Here is a 579-nt window from a genome sequence, read left to right as displayed (position 1 = left end):
CACGCTACCGCTTTTGCCTTTTCTTGCTTCGTGAATATGGGCGGCCATGCCTTCTTTTACCGGCACCATTTTGATTCCGCTAACTTCTATCACGTAACAGAGGGTGGTGGTATCACCGTCTACGCCGAAGACATACGCTGTTCCACTGCCTGCAGCGTCGCCCTCTGAGCCAGCCATGGCATCGCCGGTCAGCTCTGCTTTCAGAACCGGGTTGGTGTGGCCGGCAACAGCCGAGAGTGGCGTCAGTAGTGCTGCGCAGACGAGCCCTGTCAGTGCGAGTTGTTTTCCTGCGATCATGATTTGCCATCCTTTATTTTGATTTATCGTGTTGCTTGCCTTAGGTGTACGCGCGCTGCGGGTAAATAGATGCAGAATGCAGTTTTTTCGGGTGTTGATTATTGTGGGTGTGCGATTGCTTGTTGCGGATGGTCGCTATCACTTGGTGGGTTTTAAGTGCGATTTGCAAATGTTGCGCTTTGATATCATCTGTTGGTGGACTGGTGTACTCTTGATAACCGCCCGCTTTTTGAAGTGCCCTCCATTACTCTCCTGGCCTGAAATGACCCGTATTCTCGGGAT

Annotated in this window: 2 protein-coding genes; one reads left to right on the top strand and one right to left on the bottom strand. The window is 51.6% G+C overall.

From position 1 onward, the window contains the following. Nucleotides 1–297: CHRD domain-containing protein (locus B3180_RS13165; protein WP_286845005.1), on the bottom strand; the 297-nt coding region annotated here is incomplete at its 3' end. A 76-nt stretch (nt 298–373) separates the two neighbouring features. Between B3180_RS13165 and B3180_RS13160 the strand changes: the two genes are divergently transcribed. After that, nucleotides 374–579 (top strand): hypothetical protein (locus tag B3180_RS13160; protein WP_286845003.1); only part of this gene is annotated, 206 nt, incomplete at its 3' end.

The organism is Idiomarina sp. UBA4206, assembly GCF_002383015.1.
Taxonomy (GTDB): domain Bacteria; phylum Pseudomonadota; class Gammaproteobacteria; order Enterobacterales; family Alteromonadaceae; genus Idiomarina; species Idiomarina abyssalis.
The sequence above is the reverse complement of the archived record's forward strand: the minus strand, read 5'-3'. Positions and strand labels throughout refer to the sequence as shown.